Raw genomic sequence first — 19,922 nt, 5'->3', positions numbered from 1 at the left:
ACTTCTCGCCACGACTTCTGCCGTGACGGCTTCCCCCGCCTCACTGGAATTCGAAGATCTGCCGGAAAACACCAGGCGCGATGATCGACAGCGGATTGATCTGCAGGTTTGGCTGGTCGAACTTGCCTGTCAGCTTGAAGGTGATGCCTATCAGGCCGCGGTCGCTGCCATTGCCGAGGATGACGCCGATCAGCGGCAGTTCGGCGAACAGGCGATTGAGGCCGTAGGCCGGCATGAAGGTGCCGGTCATGTCCATGTTGCCCTTGCGATCGCGCACAGTGCCCTGGAAAGTCGCGCCGATCTGGTCGCCGCGCAGCACGCCGTTTTCGATGCCGACCATGCCATTGCGCGAAACGACGCGGGCAAAGCCACGCTGGAAGCGCTGCGACGAGGTATCGATATCGCGCTTGACGGCCTCGTTGAGGCTGCGCTGCTCACTTCCAACGGGCGTCGAGACGATCGACCGCAGGCGTTGTTCGTTGACAATCGCGAAGCGGCGCACGTCGAGCGAACCGTCCCAGCCGCCCTCGGCCCCCAGCCGGATCGCCAGATTAAGCAGCCCGCCCTGCATGTGCTGGTAGAGATCGGCGAAACGCGATACCGCCCCGGCATCGCCGCTAGTGATGTTGATGACGCCGCCGTCCTTCATCTGGCTGACCACCGCCTCGCCGCTGTCGGTAACGGCGGAAAAGTTGAGCGCCTGCAGCTTGTCGCCGCGCAGTGATATTTGCGCCTGGAAATTGCCGACCTTCTCGTCGTTGAAGCCGATGACGTTTTTCAGCTTGGCGCGCACCGATACTGCGGTATCGCCGGCATCTCCGTTACCCTCGCTGTCCGAGCCCGATTTCAACCGCGCGATGACGGGCCGCGCATCGGCGCTGTCGCCGGAAACCGAGACGTCGAAATTGCCCTTGTTGCGCTTCACCGATAGGGCGAAATCGTCGAGCGAGGAGAGCTTGACGCTATCGAAATCGGCCGAGATCAGCCCGCCCTTGCCGATATCAAGCGACCCGTTGGCGCCGAAACCGTCGCCCTTCAGTCGGAAGTTCCTGATCTGTGTACTGTCGGGCGGGCCGGATGTTTCGAATTCGGCCGTAGCGGCGATGCCGCTGCCTTTCGCCCAGCCAATCCAAGGCAGTTCGAGCAGCGACTTGGTGAGGTCGAGCTGGACGTCCTGCCTGTCGTCATCAATCCGCGTCAGCACCATCTTCACGCTGCCGCCGACGATGCCGGAAAGCCCGGGTATCAGCTTGTTGCGCTGGTCCTCGGAGAGCGTCGCGGTGATGACGCGCTGCCGCTCCACGCCTGAGGATGCCTCGACGGGCTCGGTAAGATCGATATCGGCCGGGACGCCGTCGATCTGGGCCTTGGCGTCAAGCGTGATCCGTTTCGGATTGCCGTTCAGCGTGCCGTCGACATTGCTGATGATCCGGCCGGAATACGGCTTGGCAAGATCGACATCGGTGAGCTTCATCGCCGCCGTCCATTCAGCCGGCGGCGGGTTCTGCGAGGAGAGCAGGCCGAAATGCGCCTTCACATTCGCTTCGACCCGCCCCTTGAGATCGTCGGGCGTAAAGCCGGCGCGCTGCAGCACCCGGATCGGCCTGTAGGTCAGAAGCTCGCCGACGGCATCCGCCGCACCCGAGACCGTAAGGTCGATATCGGCCATCAGCGGCTTGTCGTAGGTGGAGGGCAGGACGAACGTCCCCTGCCCGAGACTGACGGATCGGCCGGAAGGGAAATAGGAGGTGCCGCTCTTGAACGCGATCGTCGCAACAGGCCCCATCAAGTCGAAATGCGCCGCCGTGTCGCGGATCGGCGGAATGTCGCCGGCGACGTTCATCCGCGCGCCCGCGACGTCGAAGGCGATGCGGATCTGGTTGGCGTCGAGCTTCAACCCCTTGCCGCCGGCCGCCTCGTCCAGCCTGCCAGAGGGAATGAAAACGGAAATGGCGGCGTCGGTGACGGTGCCGCCGAAGAGATTGCCGTGCACCCAAGTGCGCACCTTGGGCGCCATCCAGAACGGCCAGAGCTGCTTGATCGCCGTCGTCTCTAGCTTCGCCGACTGGCCGGCGAAGCTGAACTCCGGCGATTTGTTGCCGAGCTTGACATCAAGCGATCCGTAAAGCGCGCCGAGCGGGCTGGAGACGGTCATGTTGGGAAACCGGAATTCCCGCTCAGTGACCATATAACGCCCGGTCGCCTGGATATCGAAGGAAAGCGGCTGCTCGCCGGAGCCGCGGGGTGCTGCCGTGCCGCCGCTGACGAGCAGGTCGATGCCGAAGCCTTTGCCTGCCTGCGGGTCGAGCTTGTCGAGATCGATCAGCGCGCCGTTGAAGGGAATCGTGGTGGCGCCGAACCGGGCGTTCGACCGGGCGATCTCCAGCGTCTGCTTGTCGAAATCATAGACGAGATTGATTTGCCCGCCCGACAGCTCCTGCGGATCGCCATCCGCATAAATCAGGCCGGGATCGATGTCGATCGTCGCCGCAAGCGTCGGCGCGACAACATCAGCGGTCCGGGTGGCCGATACCGTCAGGTCGGCGAAGGTACTAAGCCCCTGGCGGATGACGCCCTGATCGTTGCGCTTCAGCGCAAAGGGCGTGAGGTCGGCATGCTTGAGCGTCGCCACGACCTTGGAGACATGCCCGCCTTCCTTCTCGGCCAGCACGTCGAGTTCCGCCACCTCGCCGTTGAGCGCGATCTCGCCGGTCAATTGCAGCGAGGTCGGGCCGGCACGGGCAAAGGCGATATTGTCGATGACGAGCGACAGCGGGCCGTTGGCGGTATCGGCAAGCTTGACGTCGATGCCCGAGATGCGCACCGAATCCGTGGAACCGCGCGTCAGGAACTTGTCGAACAGGTCGAGATGCGAAAAGATCGTCTCGATCGCCGCCGGCATCGCGTCGATGCGCAGGTCGCCGAGCGTGACGGGTGCGCCCGAGGGCAGAAGCGCCGTATCGAGCGCGATATCATCCGCCTCGATCGAGGTGACCGCGATGCGGCCGCGGAAAAGCTGGAGCGGATCGAGCGCCATGCTGATCGAGCGCGTCGTCGACATATGCTCGCCGCTCTCCTGGTCGATCATGTTGACGTCGCGCGCTTCAAGCGCCAGCCGGAAGCCCGAGGTGAAGCGGATGACGGTGGAGCCGACCTCGGCGCGGTAGCGCGGTCCGGCCACGCTGTTCAGCGCCGCCTGCGCCTGCTGCGACAGCGGCTTGTCGAACATGCCGCCCTCGACGGTGAAGACGATGGCGGCGAGAAGGAGGAGAATCAGCCCGAGGAATCCACAAGTCAGCTTCGCCGTACCGCGCATCGGCGAGCGCGGCGGCGGGCAATGAACGATGATCGGATCCTCTGTCTGAGCCGACGGCAAGCGGTCCAGCGCAACGATATCCTTCTTGCGAAACGTGACCTTTTCGCCGCGGATGGCTGACATGCGCCCTCGGGCTCTCCCTTAAGTGAAGAATTGAACCCGGCCATGCTGGACGGGTTTCCGTCCACTATATAATTCGGGGAGAGAAAGTGTCATCCACAAACCCGGCAAAAGAAAGGTTTTCCTAATGGCGGTTCCTGGCATCGGCGTCTCGGCCCCTGATTTCAACCTTCCCCGCGACGGCGGCGGCCGCGTCTCGCTGGCCGAATTCCACGGCAGACCGCTTGTTCTGTTCTTCTATCCCAAGGACGATACGACGGGCTGCACCGCCGAATCATTGGCTTTCACCGCGTTGGCAAGCGAGTTCGAGGCGGCCGGTGCTGCCGTCATCGGCATGTCGCCCGATTCGGCCACCTGCCATGACAAGTTCATCAAGAAGCACCGTCTTTCGGTAGCGCTCGCCTCGGACGAGGAAAAGACGACGCTGCAGGCCTATGGCGTCTGGAAGGAAAAGAGCATGTACGGCCGCAACTTCATGGGCGTCGAGCGCACCACCTTCCTCATCCGCCAGGACGGCACGATCGCCACCATCTGGCAAAAGGTGAAGGTGCAGGGCCATGCCGAGACCGTGCTCGAGGCCGTGAGGAACCTGGCCGCGTGACCGGGGATCTCACGATAACCTCGCTGCGCGGCGGCGCCATCGATGCGATCTCTTCCGCCGATCTCGACCGCAAGACGGCACTTGCGCAGGAAAGCGCCACCCGCTGGTTCGCCCGTCGGGTGTCGCTGCGCTCGCCGCTCGATGCGGCGCTGCCCGACAGGCCCGGCCGTCCTGACAAACCGGTGCTGACGCCGCCGACCCAGGTGGAGAAGCGCTCGCTGCACACGCTCAAAGGGCGGATCGCGCTGCTGCACGCCATCGCCCATATCGAACTCAACGCCGTCGATCTGGCGCTCGATATCGTCGCGCGATTCGCGACCGAACAGGTGCCGAATTCCTTTTTCGACGGCTGGATGCAGGTCGCCTTCGAGGAGGCGAAGCATTTCCGCATGGTGCGCGCCAGGCTCAACGATCTCGGCGCCGATTACGGCGATCTGCCCGCCCATGACGGGCTCTGGCAGGCCGCCCATTCGACCCGCAACGACCTGACGGCAAGGATCGCCGTCGTGCCGCTGATTCTCGAAGCCCGCGGCCTCGACGTCACGCCGTCGTTGCAGGCGAAGATGCGTCAGACCGGCGACCTCGAAAGTGCCGATGTCCTCGACGTCATCTACAACGACGAGAAAGGCCATGTCGCCGTCGGCGCAAAATGGTTCCGCTTTCTCTGCGCCCGCGAGAAGCGTGACCCGGCAAAAGCCTTCCAGGAGCTGGTGCGGGCCAATTTCCGCGGACCGCTGAAGCCGCCCTTCAACGACCTTGCCCGCGCCGAGGCTGGGCTGACGCCGTCCTTCTACCGCTCGCTCGCATCGATCAGCCACGCTTGAAGTCACTGAAATTTATGATGCGACTGCGGCAATGAAAGCATTCATTAACCATAACGGTGTCTAATTTCCGAAAGAGGCGTAGAGCATCAATCGGGAGAGCCTGCGTGAACAGCGGACATCAGCACCGGGTATTCGGCAGGCGGGCACAGGAACATATCCTCATCCTGGCAAGCGGCGACAAGGTCCGCCATATAACGGTCCGGCCCTGGATGGCTGCGCTGGCCTTCTGCTTCGTCGGTGTCTTCTCGATCGGCTACCTCCTGGCGACGTCCTATCTCGTGCTGCGCGACGATCTGATCGGCGCCACCATGGCCCGCCAGGCGCGCATGCAGCACGACTTTGAAGACCGCATCGCCGCCCTCCGCGCGCAGGTCGACCGCATCACCTCCCGCCAGCTTCTCGACCAGCAGGTGGTCGAAGACAAGGTCGACAAGCTGATGGAGCAGCAGATGGCGCTCACCTCGCGCCATGGCAAACTCGACAATCTGCTCGACCGGGCCGAAAGCTCCGGCTTGACGGAAAAGGACGGCGCCCTGCCCCCGCCGACTTCCCCCGTTCAGTCTTATGCGCCCGATATCAAGGACAAGCGTGCATCGCTAGCCGATAGCGGCATCGAGGCGATCGAGAAACAGCTGGCGAGCGGCGCGCCCGCCGATGCGACGCCCGACAATTCGACGCTCGCCTATGTGCCGGCTGCCGAAACGGTCGGCGACCGTGCCGACCGCATCTTCTCCAAGGTGACGCTGTCGCTGAAAGATGTCGAACAGGATCAGCGCAGTCGTGTCGAACAGCTGACGAGCGATGCCGGCAATGCCGCCAACGCCATCGAGACCGTGCTGACCCGCTTCAAGATTCCGATGCCCGAGAGCGCTGCCGAGAAAGACGATGACGATGCGGTCGGCGGCCCCTATGTCGAGCCGGAAAGCAATGACGGCTTCAACAATTCGCTGGTCGCGCTCGACGGCGCGCTGACCCGGCTCGAAGCAGTGCGCAGCACTGCCGAATCCCTGCCCTTCCGCAATCCCGCTGTCGGCAAGGACGTGACCAGCCCCTTCGGCAACCGCCGTGATCCATTCCTCGGCCGCCTCGCGCTCCATTCCGGCATCGACTTCCGCTTTTCGCCGGGCGAAAGGATCCGCCCGACGGCACCAGGCAAGGTGATTTCGGCCGGCTGGACCGGCGGCTACGGCAACATGGTCGAGGTCGATCACGGCAACGGCATCTCGACCCGCTACGGGCATATGTCGGAGGTTCTGGTCAAGGTCGGCGACACGGTCGATCGCAACGACGTCATCGGCCTTGCCGGCAGCACCGGCCGCTCGACGGGCACGCACCTGCACTATGAAGTGCGACAGGACGGCCATGCCGTCGATCCAGTATATTTCATGAATGCCGGCCTTAAACTCGCCACCTATATCAAGTAACTCCTGCCCGGTAACCAACGCTTCACTCTGCAATGGGTGCGGCGTCTCTATTTCTTGACTTGCCGGCCATTCGGGGCTATGTCGCGCTGCATTGCGGCATGCAATCCCGCCGACTCGTTCAGAGTTCGGCCGAACCTGAATGGAAACAGTTTTCCCTTTGACGACATTTGCTGACCTTGGCTTGAGCCAAAAAGTGCTATCCGCTGTTACGGATGCGGGCTACACGATCCCCACGCCCATTCAGGCGGGAGCCATCCCGTTTGCGCTCGAGCGCCGCGATATTTGCGGCATCGCGCAGACCGGCACTGGCAAGACGGCATCCTTCGTGCTGCCGATGCTGTCGCTTCTCGAAAAGGGCCGTGCGCGTGCGCGCATGCCCCGCACGCTGATTCTCGAACCGACGCGCGAACTCGCCGCTCAGGTCGCCGAGAATTTCGAGAAATACGGCAAGAACCACCGCCTCAACGTCGCCCTCCTGATCGGCGGCGTTTCCTTCGAAGACCAGGACCGCAAGCTCGAGCGCGGCGCCGATGTGCTGATCTGCACGCCCGGCCGCCTGCTCGACCATTTCGAGCGCGGCAAGCTCCTGATGAGCGGCGTCGAGATCCTCGTCATCGACGAGGCCGACCGCATGCTCGACATGGGTTTCATCCCCGATATCGAACGCATCGCCAAGATGATCCCGTTCACTCGCCAGACGCTGTTCTTCTCGGCAACCATGCCGTCGGAGATCCAGAAGCTCGCCGATCGATTCCTGCAGAATCCAGAGCGTATCGAAGTCGCAAAGCCGGCTTCGGCCGCCGCGACCGTGACGCAGCGTTTCGTCGCCTCGCACGGCAAGGATTACGAAAAGCGCGCCGTCCTGCGCGAACTCGTCCGCGCCCAGACCGAACTCAAGAACGCCATCATCTTCTGCAACCGCAAGAAGGATGTCGCCGATCTCTTCCGTTCGCTCGAACGCCACGGCTTCTCGGTCGGCGCCCTGCATGGCGACATGGACCAGCGTTCCCGCACGATGACGCTGCAGAGTTTCCGCGACGGCAACCTCCAGCTTCTGGTGGCTTCCGACGTCGCCGCCCGCGGCCTCGATATCCCCGATGTCAGCCACGTCTTTAATTTCGACGTGCCGATCCATTCCGAGGATTACGTCCACCGCATCGGCCGCACCGGCCGTGCCGGCCGCTCGGGTGCCGCTTTCACTCTCGTCACCAAGCGCGACACAAAATTCGTCGATGCGATCGAGAAGCTGATCGGCCAAAAGGTCGAATGGCTGAGCGGCGACCTGACGTCGCTGCCGCCGCCGATAGAAGACAGCCGCGACAGCGAACGCCCGCGCCGCAACAGCCGCGAGCGTGGCGCCAGAGACGGTGCAGCCCGGGATCACGCGCCGAGAGAACATGGCGACAGGGATCGTGGGCGCGGACGCGGCAATCGCGCCGCCGCGAGTCATAAATCTGATAACGACATACAGGATAATGGCGTCGACGTGATCGAAGCAGCACCAGTAAAGGCCGACATCGTGAAGAACGAGCGCAAAGCAGAGCAGAAGCCGCAGAACAATGCGCGTAACAGTCGGCCTTACCCGGCAAATGATGACAGCCGCGACCGCCGCCGTCATCGCGATCACGACGACGGCCCGACCCCGGTCGGCTTCGGCGACGATATCCCCGCCTTCATGCTGATCGCCGGCAGCGCCAAGGTCTGAACTTCCAATGGGCAGGCCCGGTCTTGATTTTCCGGGTCTCGGCGTCGGCCTGGTGATTCTGCGCGACGCCAGGATCCTTCTTTACAAACGCATGCATCCGCCTGAAGCCGGCTATTGGAATATCGTCGGCGGCAAGGTCGATCATATGGAGCCGGCTGAGGAAGCTGCGCGCCGCGAGGCCGAAGAGGAAACCGGCCTGACGATCGGTCGCATCGAACGCCTCTGCATGAGCGAGCAGATTATCGAGGCCGATCGCCAACACTGGATTTCGATCCTCTATCTCGCCCGCGACGTCGAGGGCGAGCCTCAATTGACCGAACCGGACAAGCTTTCGGATTTCGGCTGGTTTCCCCTGACAAATCTGCCCGAGCCGCTGTCGGCCTTCACCAAGGCCGCGATAGCAGCTTTGCCTGTTGCCGAGCGTGGCGAATAGCTATTCGGCGCGAAGCGACGCCTCATAGGCAAGCCGCACCCATTTTGCCATCAGATCGGGATCGTCGTAGGCCTCATCGGGGATCGACCAGTAGGGCATCTTCACCGGCTTGCCGTTCTTTCCCTCATAAGTCCATTGCATAGCGCCGGCAGCGGCAAATTCCGGGGCGCTCGTCTCGTCGGCCTTCAGCAGCATCTCGTCGCGCACTTCGAGCGCGATGATGCGCCCGAGATGATAGATGCCTTTGCCGCCGAACATGCGCTTGACCGTGACGGGGCCGAGCCCCTGAAACATTTCCTCGATCCCGGCATTGTCCATTCTCTATTCCCTCGAAATCCCGGCCACCCTAGCGCGATGCGTCGATTCAAAGTGTTAGAGCGCTGTGCGTCCGAAAGGACGCAAGGCGCTCTAATCACAGCGCGTGATAATCCCGGTTCATATAGATGAGCGCCGGATGTTTTTCGCTGAAGCGGACAGCCGCGACCTCACCGAAGATGACATTGTGCGTCGGCATTTCCTTGATATCGATCACCCGGCAATCGAAGGCGGCAAGCGCGTCGGCCAGCACGGGCGCACCGGTGGCAAGCATCTCGAAACGGGCGCTGGCGAAACGGTCGTCATTGGCAAGCGACGTCCGCCCGGAAAAGGCGTCGGCAACGCCCTGGTGATGGGCGCCGAGCGTGTTTAGCGCGAAGATGCCGCTGCGGAAGAAGATTTCGTTCTTCGGATTGGTGTTGTTGAGGCAGATCAGCACCGAGGCCGGATTGTCCGAGACCGAGCAGGCGGCGGTGATGGTAACACCACGGCGCAGCTCGCCCATTGCCGTCGTCACGAGCTGCACATGGCCGGCATAACGGCTCATGGCATCGCGATAAAGGCCGGGGTCGATATGCTGCCTGTTCAACACCTGCTTCTCCGTGCGCGCGCTATTCTGCCTGGATCGACTTGCTATCGCGCCAATATGGCGAGCATCGGTTACCTTTTCTACAATAGGACCGGTGAAAAGCGCCGTGTTGCGCTTGTTTTTCTTTGACGATCGCGGCCTTGCGGATAAAAGGGCATGGACGATGGCTAGGGATCTCCGCCTTTCATGATCAACCTGCGTGGCATAGCAGCTTTTCTGGCGCTGCTGGGAGCGGCGGCTGAAAGCCATGCGGCCGGCGTGACGATCGGCGTCGTCGCCCCTCAGAACGGCCCGCTCGCCCTGCTCGGCGCCCAGATTACCGCCGGCGCCGGCTTCGAGATTCAGCGGTCGGGAAATACCCTCGTCGCCATCAACGAGACTTGCGAGGACAATAGTGGTGCTGCGGTCGCCGATGCGCTTGTCAATGCCAAGGTACAGGTTGCAATCGGCTTTCTCTGCAGCGAAACGCTGGAAGGCGCGCTGCCGAAGCTGAAGGACGCCAACATTCCCGCGATCACCGTCTCCGTGCGCTCCCGCATCCTGATGGAAGATGCGTTGAAGAACGGCTGGCCGCTCTTCCGGGCGGCGCCCGCCGACGGTGCCGAGGCGGCAAAGATCATCGAGATGATCCTGAAGGACTGGGCCGCCGATCCGATCGCCCTGATCGAGGACGGCACCATTCATGGCCGCGAACTGACGGAAGCGGTGCGCAATGCGCTGGAGCAGAACGGTCTGAAGCCGGTCTTTACCGATACCTACCGTCCGGGACAGGAGCAGCAGATCTCCCTTGTCCGCCGCCTGAAACGGGCCGGCGCCACCAGGGTCTTCATCGGCGGCGACCGCAACGACGTAGCCGTCATCGCCCGCGACGCCAAGGCCGAGAACATCCAGCTGTCCATCCTCGGCGGCGATGCCATGCGCGCTGCCGACCAGCCACTGCCGCTTGATTCAGGCGTACGCGCCGTCGCCCTGCCCGAATACGCCCTCCTGCCGGAAGGCACGGCTGCTGCCGACGCGCTGCACGCCAAGGGCATCGAGCCGGAAGGCTATGTCCTGCCGTCGCTCGCCGCGGCCCTCATTGCCGGCCAGGCCGGGCAAGCCGCCGCTGCGGCGGGCAAGCCCCTCCAGGAGACGCTTCTCGGCACGACATTCCAGACACCGGTCGGCACTATTGCCTTCACCGGTGCGCATGAACTTTCGCAAAATCCCTACCGCCTGCTCGAATGGCGGGGCAACGGCTTTTTTCCACCTGCCGCGCCGACGCAATGAGCGGCGGGCCTGCCTTGAATTCAGGCCCCGCACTCTGGCGGCCCATACGGAGTAAGATTTGATGACGCTGCCCATTCGCATTGCCCCCTCGATCCTCGCAGCGGATTTCGCCAGGCTCGGCGAGGAGGTGCGCGACGTGACAGCCGCCGGCGCCGACTGGATCCATCTCGACGTCATGGACGGCCATTTCGTGCCGAACATCTCCTTCGGCCCCGATGTCATCAAGTCGCTGCGCTCCTATACATCAGCCACCTTCGACTGCCACCTGATGATCTCGCCGGTCGACGATTATCTCGAAGCCTTCGCCAAGGCCGGCTGCGACCGTATCACCGTCCATGCCGAAGCCGGACCGCATCTGCACCGCTCGCTGCAGACCGTCCGCAACCTCGGCAAGAAGGTCGGGGTGACGATCAATCCGGCGACACCGCTCAGCGCCATCGAGAACGTGCTCGACGATGTCGACCTCATCCTGATCATGTCGGTCAATCCCGGTTTCGGTGGACAGAAGTTCATTCCGGCGATGGCGGGAAAGATCGCGGCGGCGAAGTCACTGATCGGTGACCGGCCGATCGAACTTCAGGTTGACGGCGGCGTCACGGTGGAAACGGCGCCTGATATCGCGCGGGCGGGCGGCAACGTCCTCGTCGCCGGCTCGGCAATTTTCAAGGGCGATACGGTCGAGGATTATCGCCGGACCGTCGCCGATTTGCGTCAGGCAGCTGAAGGGGCACGAGCATGAACAAGCGTCTGATCATTGGTGGCATGCTTGCTGCCGCATTTGCCGGCCTGCCCGGCCTGTCACTTGCCGGAGACATCGCCAATATCCAGCCGATCGGCTTTTCCGCCGACGGCAAGGTCTTCGGATTTCAGGAATTCGGCATCGAGGAGAGCGGCAACCTTCCCTACTCCAACACCTATTTCATCGATACCGAAGACGGTCACTATCTCGAGGGCACGCCCTTCCACACGGAGCTGACCGATAAGGATGCCAATCTTTCCAAGGCGCGGCGGCAGAACCTGACGGCGGCGCGCAGCCAGATGGACAAATACGATCTCCTGACCAATCCCGGCCTGATCGCCGCCTTCAATCCGCCGACCGAACTCGGCTCGCCTTCGAAGACGATCCGCTACACGACGCTTGCGACCGACGGTCCGCCGAAAGCGCCTTATACGCTCTCGCTCGGCGAGATGCCGCTGCCGACGCCGAAGGATTGCGCTGCGGTCGACAAACGGGTCATCGGCTTCAGCCTGCAGATGATCGAAAAGGAAGGCGCTCCGAACCGACAGGCGGCGCGCCAGGCCACCGCCGTTCCGGCCGAGCGCGCATGTTCGGTCGAATACCGGATCGGCGGTGCGGTGGTCTATCAGCCGGAAGGCGGAAACCAGGTTCACATCGCCCTCGTCCTGGCCTTCGATGCGACAAGGAACGGACGCTGGATCGCCGTTCCGGTTCATCCCTGAGCATGGATCGCCTTAGGGCTGCATGGCCGCCCTACCCCGATCTGATCGCCGGCGCGTTGCTTTGGGGCATGCAGATGCTTGCCGCCGCCATGCTCGGCCTTTACCTGCGCAACGGGCTGCAGACGAGCCGCCTTGCCGAGGTTGCCGCGCTCTATTTCGCCGGCGGCCTGTTTGCCTGGCCGTTAGCCCTGCCGGTTGCCCGCTTCTTTGCTTATGGCAGGCAGCCGGAAGCGCGTTTTGCCGCTTTTTTCGTAACGCTGACAGCAGCTACGATCCTGATGACTGCCTTCCTCTTCGCCATGGAATACCGGATCTTCTATTCGCGCTGGCACGCGCCCTTCGGCAGTATCGTCTGGGCCTTCCAGTTCGTCTTCACCAGTATCAGCGCCGTCTATCAGTTCCTGGTGATCGGCCTGCGCCTCTTTCTACCGCTCGGCCTCGTCTGCCTTGTCGCAAGCAGCTATCATCTTGCCAAACGCATGCGTTGAGATTGCCGCCCGTCTTTGCTACAGGGGCGCTAAAGCAATTCCAGCAAAAGTGTGCAGCGGTTTTGCGTCCGGAATTGCGTCTTAAACGCTCAACCTCTTGAAGTGAAGGCAGCCGCCCATGATCCCGCGTTATTCCCGGCCCGAAATGGTCGCCATCTGGTCTCCCGAAACCAAGTTCCGTATCTGGTTCGAGATCGAGGCGCATGCCTGCGACGCGCTGGCCGAACTCGGCGTTATCCCGAAATCGGCGGCAAAGACGATCTGGGAAAAAGGCGGCGCCGCCACCTTCGACGTCGACCGCATCGATGAGATCGAGGCCGTCACCAAGCATGACGTCATCGCCTTCCTCACCCATCTCGCCGAGATCGTCGGCCCGGATGCGCGCTTCGTCCACCAGGGCATGACCTCATCCGACGTGCTCGACACCTGCTTCAACGTGCAATTGGTACGCGCCACCGACATCCTGCTTGCCGATATCGACCGGCTGCTCGAGGCGCTGAAAAGCCGCGCCTTCGAACATAAGGACACGGTCACCATCGGCCGTTCGCACGGCATCCATGCCGAACCCACCACCTTCGGCGTCAAGCTGGCGCTCGCCTATGCCGAATTCGAGCGCTGCCGCCAGCGCCTCGTCGCCGCCCGCGAGGAAGTCGCGACCTGCGCCATCTCAGGCGCCGTCGGCACCTTCGCCAATATCGATCCCCGCGTTGAGGAACATGTCGCCGAAGCGCTTGGCCTGAAGGCCGAGCCGGTCTCGACGCAGGTCATCCCGCGCGACCGCCACGCCATGTATTTCGCCACGCTCGGCGTCGTTGCCTCGTCGATCGAGCGGCTGGCAACCGAAATCCGCCACCTGCAGCGCACCGAGGTGCTGGAAGCCGAGGAATATTTCTCGCCTGGCCAGAAGGGCTCTTCGGCCATGCCGCACAAGCGCAACCCGGTTCTGACCGAAAACCTGACGGGCCTTGCTCGCATGGTCCGCTCCTACGCCATGCCGGCGATGGAAAACGTCGCCCTCTGGCACGAGCGCGATATTTCGCATTCCTCGGTCGAGCGCATGATCGGCCCCGACGCCACCGTGACGCTGGATTTCGCCCTGTCGCGGCTTGCCGGCGTCATCGAGAAGCTGCTGGTCTATCCTGAGAATATGGAGAAGAACCTTAACAAATTCCGCGGCCTCGTCCATTCCCAGCGCGTCCTGCTGGCGCTGACACAGGCCGGCACCTCCCGCGAGGATGCCTACCGCCTCGTCCAGCGCAACGCCATGAAGGTCTGGGAACAGGGCAAGGACTTCCTGGAAGAGCTGCTTGCCGACGCCGAAGTCCGCGCTGCACTGTCGGAAGAGGACATCCGCGAGAAGTTCGACCTCGGCTACCATACGAAGCACGTGGACACGATTTTCCGCCGCGTCTTCGGCAACGCCTGAGCGATCTGCAATCAACGATATACCGGCGCCCTTGCAGGCGCCGTTTTCATATCTAGCTTTTCTCAAGCGGCCGTTGTTTTTGCTTCGGCCCTTTGGCGGCCACAGGACGTTTGCGTGCCTCCGCCTTTTTCGACGGCGTCGCTTTTGCCGCCTCCGAGGTCTTGCAAGCCTCGCTCTCGCCCCTGCCCTTTGCTGCCTTGGCGACCAACTCGTCGAGACGTTTCAGCTCCTCCTCGTCGAGATTCTCGATACCGATGAAACGGTTCTCGGCATGGCTCGTCAGGATGATTTCGTTGAGCTTGGCCTGGATTGCCCTGGTGTCGCGTGTCTGGGCGTTCTGCAGCACGAAAACCATCAGGAAGGTGATGATCGTCGTGCCGGTATTGATCACCAGCTGCCAGGTTTCCGAATAATCGAAGAAGGGGCCGAGTGCCGCCCAGATGACGACGGCGACCAGCGCCAGGATGAAGATGACGGGTTTGCCCGCCCATTCCGATACCTTTGTTGCGAAGTGGGCAAACAGATGCTTCATCGTCACCACAAAGATCCTCCCTCGACGTCTCCAGAGCATGATGTCGGCGACATCATGCTCTCGGCTAAACAAACTCCGAGGCAGGATCGAGGTTCCCCAGGGATCCGAGATTCCCCCTGGGGGGGGCCGGAATTCCCCGCAGGCAAGGCCGTGGTTATGCTGTGACTTCCCGCGCAATCAGCTTGCGATAGAGATGCCAGGTCGCATGGCCGAGGATCGGGATAACCAGCGCAAGCCCGGCAAAGATCGGGATCGTGCCGATGAAGAGCAGCGCGGCGACAATTAGGCCCCAAAGCAGCACCGGCACTGGATTGATGACCATCGCGCGGATCGACGCCGTTACCGCGGCCACCGCCCCGACGTCGCGGTCGAGCAGCAGCGGAAAGGTGATGACGGTCATTGCAAGCACGACGAGCGCAAAGACGAAGCCGATCAGATTGCCCCAGATGATCAACTGCAGGCCCTGGGACGTGCCGAAGACCGAATGGAAGAAATCCGACATGGTGCGCGGAAACACCTCGCCGAGCAGATTGCTGTAGAGCGTCTGCGCCGTCACCAGCCAGACGACGAAGAAGGCACAGAGCATCAGCCCGACCGCAACGATCGCCGGCAGCGCCGGCGAATGGCGCACCTCAAGCGCATGCGTCCATGACGTGTCGAGGCCGGCCTCGCGCCGGCGGCTGATCTCGTAGAGGCCGATCGCCGCGATCGGGCCGATCAGCACGAAGCCCGCCATCAGCGGGAAAACCATGGGCAGAAGATTGGCCCCCGAGGTCCAGAGCGTCAGGAAGACGCCGGCGATCGGGTACATCAGGCACAAGAACACATAGTGGGATGGTTTCTCCATAAAATCGTCGTACCCGCGCTTCAGCGCGTCGAAAACATCTGCGACGCCGATGCGATTGACGACGGGCCGTGTGAGACCTTCGCTTGCACCTGTCATAACATGAAATGCCGCCATGGCTTTCTCCTCCTCAGCCGAGACATGGCCGGCGGCGGGTAGGCATCGGCGGGCAAGCCGACACGAAATCCGCAACCGGCACTGGAGGAATATAGCAACTTTCACGGCCCGTGTCGCCCTCCCTTAAAATCCCCCTCTTGACATCTTGGACCAGCTTTCTCACATCGGCGGCATCATGAAAGCCTCAGACGCAGATATCCTCATCATCCCCGGTTACACCAATTCCGGCCCGGGCCACTGGCAGAGCCGCTGGGAGGCAAAGCTCAGCACGGCGCGGCGCGTCGAACAGGCCGAATGGACGAAGCCGGTCCGCGAGGATTGGATCGCCCGCATCGCCGAGGAGGTGAACGCCTCGACCCGTCCGGTCGTTCTCGTCGCCCATTCGCTGGGCGTGCCCTCGGTGATCCACGCCATCCCGCATTTCCGCACGCCTGTGGCAGGCGCCTTTCTCGTCGCCCCGCCCGATGTCGCCAATCCCGACATCCGCCCGAAGCACCTGATGACCTTCGGTCCCTATCCGCGCGATCCGCTGCCCTTCCCGTCGATTACGGTCGCCAGCCGCAACGATCCGTTCGGCAGCTACGAGCATGCCGACGATGTCGCCAGCAGCTGGGGCTCCTTCCTCGTCGATGCCGGCGAAGCCGGTCATATCAATGCCGATTCCGGTCATGGCCCCTGGCCCGAAGGCACCATGGTCTTTGCCCAGTTCCTCGGCCGACTCTCTACCTGATCGAGGAAAAGGCATCGTCTCTCTTGTTGAGCAACTGCTTTCTAAGTCTTTCTTAATGGAATGACAGCAGACTGCGCCGAAGTGAAATAAGCGAGAATGTCCGTGAAGAAAGCCCATACAGTGGCCGGTGATCCGCATGGCGATGCCGCAGCGGCTGAGGCAGGCATCTGCAATGGGGCAGCTGACGATTCCGACCTGGCCGAGCGGGAGAGCCGCTGGAATTATGCGCTCGTCGGCTCGGGCCTTGGCGTATGGGATCACAATTACCGTCTCGACCGGAAATATTACTCGCCGACGTGGAAAACCATCCGCGGCATGGCGCCCGACGAGGAAGCCGACGGCGATTATGAGGCTTGGCTGCAGCTCGTCCATCCCGACGATCGCGATTTCGTCGTCCACGCGATCGACCGGCAGAACGCCGGCGATCCCAATTACCAGATCTTCGAATATCGCGAGCGTCACAAGGACGGTCACTGGGTCTGGATCGAGTGTCGCGGCGCGTGCGTCGAATGGGACGAGAACCGCGTGCCGACGCGCATCATCGGCACGGATACGGATATCACTGCCCGCAAGCAGGCCGAGGAGACGCTGTCGCGTTTGTCGCGCCGGCTCGATCTGGCGCTGGAGGTTTCCCGCATCGGCGTCTTCGAAGCCGATATCGAGCATGATACCGTCGAATGGGACGACCGCCTCATCGCCATTTACGGGCTGCAGGGCGCCTCGCGCCAGATCGCCAGCGACGCCTGGGCGAAAAGCCTGCATCCCGAAGACCGCGAGCGCGTGCTTGGCTTGTCCGACCGTAGCGTCGAAAGCGGCCGCGATTTCCAGCAGGAATACCGCATCATCCGCGGCGACGGCGTCGAACGTGTCATCCGCGCCCGCTCGGCCTTCTTCATCGACGGCAACGGCCACCGCAAGCTGATTGGCGCCAACTGGGACGTCACCGAGGAAGTCGCGCTCCGCAACGAGCTGCAGCGCGCCAAGGATCTGGCCGAGGCGCGCAACCGCGAGCTCGAAGCCGCCAAGGAGAGCATCGAGCACCTGGCGCTCCACGACTATCTCACCGGCCTGCCGAACCGCCGATATCTCGACAAGATGCTGGGCGAGCGTTCGGCCGAATGCCGGGCCAAGGGCCTGGCACTGACGATCCTGCATATCGATCTCGACCGCTTCAAGCAGATCAATGACACGCTCGGCCACCGGGCCGGCGACGCCATGCTGCAGCATGCCGCAAGCGTACTGAGGAATTCCGTCCGCGCCGCCGATTTTGTCGCTCGCATTGGTGGCGATGAATTCGTCATCCTCTGCGCCGTCGATCCCGCGTCGAAGAAGATCGCCGGCCTTGCCGAACGTGTTATCCGCGAATTGCGCAAACCCGTCAGATATGAGGGGCACGATTGCCGTTTCGGCGCCAGCGTCGGCATCGCCATCGATAGCGGACCGACGCTCGACGTCAAGCAGGTGCTGCTCGACGCCGATATCGCCCTCTATCGTGCCAAGGGCCTGGGCCGCAACCGCTTCGAATTCTTCTCGGCCTCTGCCCGCCGCGACATCATCTCCGCCAAGCACCTTGCCGACGAGATCCTGATCGGCCTCGAGCGCAATGAATTCGTGCCCTTCTACCAGCTGCAGTTCGATGCTCGCACGCTCGATGTTGCAGGCGTCGAAACGCTAGCCCGCTGGCAGCACCCGGTGCACGGGCTGCTGACGCCAGACCGCTTCCTCGATATCGCCGAGGATCTCGACGTCGTCTCGACCATCGACGCCCTCATCTTGGAGCGCGCCATTGCCGACCGGAAGGCGTGGCTGAAGGACGGGCTGCCGATCCCGAAGATATCGGTCAACGTCTCCGCTAGGCGGCTCGCCGATCCCGATCTCGGCAAAAAGCTTCGTGCCCTGAAGATCGAGCCCGGCACATTCTCCTTCGAACTGCTGGAATCGATCTCGCTCGACGATTGCGACGAGGCGGTGGCCGCCAACCTGAAAAAGCTGCGCAAGCTCGGCATCGACATCCAGATCGACGATTTCGGCACCGGCCATGCCTCGATCGTCAGCCTGCTGCGATTGAGCCCGAAGACTCTGAAGATCGACCGCGAGCTGATCCGCATGCTGCCGCAATCGGCCGAGCAGCGCAAACTCGTCGGCTCGATCATCGATATCGGCCGCTCGTTGAACATCCTCGTCATCGCCGAGGGCGTCGAAACGGCGGATCATATCCGGATTCTCGAAGAACTCGACTGTGACACGTTGCAGGGCTACGCGCTCGCCCGGCCGATGCCGGCCATGCAGATCCCCTCCTTCATCCGCGCCGGAAGCTGGCGCCACGGGCAAATTGCCGCTCGCGCGCTACAGACGCAGCTTCGCCGCGCGCTGCCAGGCAGAGCCGCCAAATAAAAACCTGCATAAGCGGCCCGCCATTTCGCCTTCATTCCACCGTACTGGAAAAGGCGCTACACTCGTCCTGCGAATTCATTCGATTCTCTTGGCGGTATTCCGTAAAATCGGAAACCGGGACCGCGAAATCCGGAAACCGGGGCCACGAAATCTGGAAACCAGGGAAGGAGCGACAGGCGGATTGTGAAACCCTCTCTTTTCCTTTAAGGGGACGCCACGAGATCGATCCACTCGCGCTATCCCAAGAGCGCCAACAATAGAGAATGACCACGATGAACCGTCGCCGCCGTATCTACGAGGGCAAGGCAAAGATTCTGTATGAAGGCCCGGAACCGGGCACTTTGATCCAGTTCTTCAAGGACGATGCCACTGCCTTCAACAAGAAGAAACACGAAGTCATCGATGGCAAGGGCGTCCTCAACAACCGCATCTGCGAATATATCTTCAGCCATCTGAACAAGATTGGCATCCCTACTCATTTCATCCGCCGGCTCAACATGCGCGAGCAGTTGATCAAGGAAGTAGAGATGATCCCGCTGGAGATCGTCGTGCGCAATGTCGCCGCCGGTTCTCTCGCCAAGCGCCTCGGCATCGACGAAGGCGTCGTGCTGCCGCGCTCGATCATCGAATTCTATTACAAGTCCGACGCGCTCGACGATCCGATGGTCTCCGAAGAGCATATCACCGCCTTCGGTTGGGCAAACCCCGCCGAACTCGATGACATCATGGCGCTTGCCATCCGCGTCAACGACTTCATGACCGGCCTCTTCCTCGGCGTCGGCATCCAGCTCGTCGATTTCAAGATCGAATGCGGCCGCCTCTTCGAAGGCGATATGATGCGCATCATCCTCGCCGACGAAATCTCGCCGGACAGCTGCCGGCTCTGGGATATCGAAACCCACGAGAAGATGGACAAGGACCGCTTCCGCCGCGACCTCGGCGGGCTGCTCGAAGCCTATTCCGAAGTTGCGCGCCGTCTCGGCATCATCAATGAAAACGAGCCCGTGCGCGGCACCGGCCCGGTTCTCGTCAAGTAAGGCAGGAAAGACAAAGTGATCAAGGCTCGTGTCACCGTCACGCTGAAAAACGGCGTTCTCGATCCGCAGGGCAAGGCTATCGAGGGTGCGCTTGGCGCCCTCGGCTTCTCGGGCGTCGGCCATATAAGACAGGGCAAGGTCTTCGACCTGGAGCTGGAAGGCGCCGACAAGGGCAAGGCCGAGGCCGACCTCAAGGCCATGTGCGAAAAACTGCTCGCCAACACGGTGATCGAGAACTACGCAATCGCGATCGACTGATGATCACAGACCCGTCGTCCGGCGGACTTTGAGGATTTG

Annotated in this window: 19 protein-coding genes; 14 read left to right on the top strand and 5 right to left on the bottom strand. The window is 62.3% G+C overall.

What is annotated here, in order from left to right:
- Positions 1 to 40: 40 nt before the first annotated feature.
- Complete coding sequence (locus C3Y91_RS18205; protein WP_024321803.1) at positions 41 to 3,439, bottom strand: YhdP family protein; 3,399 nt, start codon at positions 3,437 to 3,439, stop codon at positions 41 to 43.
- A gap of 124 nt (positions 3,440 to 3,563) precedes the next feature.
- Between C3Y91_RS18205 and C3Y91_RS18200 the strand changes: the two genes are divergently transcribed.
- From C3Y91_RS18200 to C3Y91_RS18180, 5 genes are all read left to right on the top strand, one after another.
- On the top strand, positions 3,564 to 4,037 hold the full coding sequence (locus C3Y91_RS18200) for a peroxiredoxin (RefSeq protein ID WP_024321804.1): 474 nt from the start codon (positions 3,564 to 3,566) through the stop codon (positions 4,035 to 4,037).
- Positions 4,034 to 4,861 (top strand): ferritin-like domain-containing protein, encoded by an 828-nt coding sequence (locus C3Y91_RS18195; RefSeq protein ID WP_024321805.1) that lies wholly within the window; start codon positions 4,034 to 4,036, stop codon positions 4,859 to 4,861. The genes C3Y91_RS18200 and C3Y91_RS18195 overlap by 4 nt, the downstream gene beginning before the upstream one ends.
- Positions 4,862 to 4,965: 104 nt before the next feature.
- Positions 4,966 to 6,285, top strand: a complete 1,320-nt coding sequence (locus C3Y91_RS18190) for a peptidoglycan DD-metalloendopeptidase family protein (protein WP_130791644.1) — start codon at positions 4,966 to 4,968, stop codon at positions 6,283 to 6,285.
- 139 nt (positions 6,286 to 6,424) lie between these two features.
- Entirely contained in the window at positions 6,425 to 7,990 is a 1,566-nt protein-coding gene (locus tag C3Y91_RS18185) for a DEAD/DEAH box helicase (protein WP_168575659.1), read from the top strand.
- Positions 7,991 to 7,997: 7 nt separating this feature from the next.
- Positions 7,998 to 8,423 carry an NUDIX domain-containing protein gene (locus tag C3Y91_RS18180; protein ID WP_024321808.1) on the top strand — a complete coding sequence of 142 codons (426 nt, stop codon included), beginning with the start codon at positions 7,998 to 8,000 and terminating at the stop codon, positions 8,421 to 8,423.
- On the opposite strand, the gene C3Y91_RS18175 is transcribed toward C3Y91_RS18180, so the two are convergent.
- Positions 8,424 to 8,741 (bottom strand): TfoX/Sxy family protein, encoded by a 318-nt coding sequence (locus C3Y91_RS18175; RefSeq protein WP_168575658.1) that lies wholly within the window; start codon positions 8,739 to 8,741, stop codon positions 8,424 to 8,426.
- A 94-nt stretch (positions 8,742 to 8,835) separates the two neighbouring features.
- The gene (locus C3Y91_RS18170; protein WP_003559728.1) at positions 8,836 to 9,330 is read right to left on the bottom strand and encodes a flavin reductase; all 495 of its coding nucleotides are present in this window, start codon (positions 9,328 to 9,330) and stop codon (positions 8,836 to 8,838) included.
- Positions 9,331 to 9,513: 183 nt separating this feature from the next.
- On the opposite strand from C3Y91_RS18170, the gene C3Y91_RS18165 reads away from it, so the two are divergent.
- From C3Y91_RS18165 to purB, 5 genes are all read left to right on the top strand, one after another.
- Positions 9,514 to 10,596, top strand: coding sequence for an ABC transporter substrate-binding protein (locus C3Y91_RS18165; RefSeq protein ID WP_024321810.1), 1,083 nt, complete (start codon positions 9,514 to 9,516; stop codon positions 10,594 to 10,596).
- Positions 10,597 to 10,657: 61 nt separating this feature from the next.
- Positions 10,658 to 11,335, top strand: a complete 678-nt coding sequence (gene rpe / locus C3Y91_RS18160) for a ribulose-phosphate 3-epimerase (RefSeq protein WP_018072249.1) — start codon at positions 10,658 to 10,660, stop codon at positions 11,333 to 11,335.
- Positions 11,332 to 12,057 carry a DUF2259 domain-containing protein gene (locus tag C3Y91_RS18155; protein ID WP_168575657.1) on the top strand — a complete coding sequence of 242 codons (726 nt, stop codon included), beginning with the start codon at positions 11,332 to 11,334 and terminating at the stop codon, positions 12,055 to 12,057. Before rpe ends, C3Y91_RS18155 begins: the two co-directional genes overlap by 4 nt.
- Before the next feature lie 2 nt (positions 12,058 to 12,059).
- Positions 12,060 to 12,545: a hypothetical protein gene (locus C3Y91_RS18150; protein WP_024321812.1), complete on the top strand. Its 486-nt coding sequence runs from the start codon at positions 12,060 to 12,062 to the stop codon at positions 12,543 to 12,545.
- Positions 12,546 to 12,663: 118 nt separating this feature from the next.
- The gene (purB, locus tag C3Y91_RS18145) at positions 12,664 to 13,971 is read left to right on the top strand and encodes an adenylosuccinate lyase (RefSeq protein ID WP_018072252.1); all 1,308 of its coding nucleotides are present in this window, start codon (positions 12,664 to 12,666) and stop codon (positions 13,969 to 13,971) included.
- 52 nt (positions 13,972 to 14,023) lie between these two features.
- Here the strand turns inward: purB and C3Y91_RS18140 are convergent, their stop codons facing one another.
- Positions 14,024 to 14,503: a low affinity iron permease family protein gene (locus C3Y91_RS18140; RefSeq protein WP_018483722.1), complete on the bottom strand. Its 480-nt coding sequence runs from the start codon at positions 14,501 to 14,503 to the stop codon at positions 14,024 to 14,026.
- A gap of 154 nt (positions 14,504 to 14,657) precedes the next feature.
- Entirely contained in the window at positions 14,658 to 15,464 is an 807-nt protein-coding gene (locus C3Y91_RS18135) for a DUF2189 domain-containing protein (RefSeq protein WP_018072254.1), read from the bottom strand.
- Positions 15,465 to 15,639: 175 nt separating this feature from the next.
- Between C3Y91_RS18135 and C3Y91_RS18130 the strand changes: the two genes are divergently transcribed.
- The 4 genes from C3Y91_RS18130 (at position 15,640) to purS (ending at position 19,883) form a co-directional block, all read left to right on the top strand.
- Complete coding sequence (locus tag C3Y91_RS18130; protein ID WP_020397554.1) at positions 15,640 to 16,194, top strand: RBBP9/YdeN family alpha/beta hydrolase; 555 nt, start codon at positions 15,640 to 15,642, stop codon at positions 16,192 to 16,194.
- Positions 16,195 to 16,290: 96 nt separating this feature from the next.
- Positions 16,291 to 18,588 carry a bifunctional diguanylate cyclase/phosphodiesterase gene (locus tag C3Y91_RS18125; protein ID WP_168575656.1) on the top strand — a complete coding sequence of 766 codons (2,298 nt, stop codon included), beginning with the start codon at positions 16,291 to 16,293 and terminating at the stop codon, positions 18,586 to 18,588.
- 272 nt (positions 18,589 to 18,860) lie between these two features.
- On the top strand, positions 18,861 to 19,625 hold the full coding sequence (purC, locus tag C3Y91_RS18120) for a phosphoribosylaminoimidazolesuccinocarboxamide synthase (RefSeq protein WP_003540062.1): 765 nt from the start codon (positions 18,861 to 18,863) through the stop codon (positions 19,623 to 19,625).
- 15 nt (positions 19,626 to 19,640) lie between these two features.
- A complete protein-coding gene (gene purS, locus C3Y91_RS18115; protein ID WP_018072257.1) occupies positions 19,641 to 19,883 on the top strand; it encodes a phosphoribosylformylglycinamidine synthase subunit PurS in 243 nt (80 codons plus the stop codon).
- Positions 19,884 to 19,922 lie beyond the last annotated feature (39 nt).

It is taken from the genome of Rhizobium ruizarguesonis (assembly GCF_012349115.1).
Classification (GTDB): Bacteria; Pseudomonadota; Alphaproteobacteria; order Rhizobiales; family Rhizobiaceae; genus Rhizobium; species Rhizobium ruizarguesonis.
Note: the sequence above shows the minus strand (reverse complement) of the source record. Positions and strands in the feature narration are given on the sequence as shown.

Coding starts and splice junctions, on each gene's coding strand:
- C3Y91_RS18180 (WP_024321808.1), top strand. CDS start 7,998: ATGGGCAGGCCCGGTCTTGATTTTCCGGGTCTCGGCGTCGGCCTGGTG.
- rpe (WP_018072249.1), top strand. CDS start 10,658: ATGACGCTGCCCATTCGCATTGCCCCCTCGATCCTCGCAGCGGATTTC.
- C3Y91_RS18140 (WP_018483722.1), bottom strand. CDS start 14,503: ATGAAGCATCTGTTTGCCCACTTCGCAACAAAGGTATCGGAATGGGCG.
- C3Y91_RS18155 (WP_168575657.1), top strand. CDS start 11,332: ATGAACAAGCGTCTGATCATTGGTGGCATGCTTGCTGCCGCATTTGCC.
- purC (WP_003540062.1), top strand. CDS start 18,861: ATGAACCGTCGCCGCCGTATCTACGAGGGCAAGGCAAAGATTCTGTAT.
- C3Y91_RS18125 (WP_168575656.1), top strand. CDS start 16,291: ATGTCCGTGAAGAAAGCCCATACAGTGGCCGGTGATCCGCATGGCGAT.
- C3Y91_RS18130 (WP_020397554.1), top strand. CDS start 15,640: ATGAAAGCCTCAGACGCAGATATCCTCATCATCCCCGGTTACACCAAT.
- C3Y91_RS18165 (WP_024321810.1), top strand. CDS start 9,514: ATGATCAACCTGCGTGGCATAGCAGCTTTTCTGGCGCTGCTGGGAGCG.
- C3Y91_RS18200 (WP_024321804.1), top strand. CDS start 3,564: ATGGCGGTTCCTGGCATCGGCGTCTCGGCCCCTGATTTCAACCTTCCC.
- C3Y91_RS18135 (WP_018072254.1), bottom strand. CDS start 15,464: ATGGCGGCATTTCATGTTATGACAGGTGCAAGCGAAGGTCTCACACGG.
- C3Y91_RS18185 (WP_168575659.1), top strand. CDS start 6,425: ATGGAAACAGTTTTCCCTTTGACGACATTTGCTGACCTTGGCTTGAGC.
- purB (WP_018072252.1), top strand. CDS start 12,664: ATGATCCCGCGTTATTCCCGGCCCGAAATGGTCGCCATCTGGTCTCCC.
- C3Y91_RS18205 (WP_024321803.1), bottom strand. CDS start 3,439: ATGTCAGCCATCCGCGGCGAAAAGGTCACGTTTCGCAAGAAGGATATC.
- C3Y91_RS18150 (WP_024321812.1), top strand. CDS start 12,060: ATGGATCGCCTTAGGGCTGCATGGCCGCCCTACCCCGATCTGATCGCC.
- C3Y91_RS18175 (WP_168575658.1), bottom strand. CDS start 8,741: ATGGACAATGCCGGGATCGAGGAAATGTTTCAGGGGCTCGGCCCCGTC.